Genomic DNA, 400 nt, shown 5'->3' with positions numbered 1-400 from the left:
TCTTATCCATGACATGAAATATCTTCAATAAATATATCATAAAATAATGGATGAATTTTTTCAAATTCAGCANNNCTCTCCATAAATAATAATAATATTTTATGAACATATCTCTATTTATTTTTATCTTATATCTATTTACAAATTCTTCCAATTTCTNNNNTAATACATATTCTTTATTTTTATTTAGAAATTCTTCAGGATCTTTGTACATTTCATCCAAAACACTATTGTTTTATTTTTTCTATTAGTATTCTTTCTTCATCAGATAATTCAGGCTCTAATAATTCTTATACANGTTCTTCAGATATATTATCATAATAAACATGTGCATATGCAAGTTTCNNAATTAGTGGATAAATTCATATTCAATTTTTGATTTATCAATATCGGATTTTAT

It is taken from the genome of Candidatus Nanopusillus massiliensis (assembly GCF_920984865.1).
Note: the sequence above shows the minus strand (reverse complement) of the source record.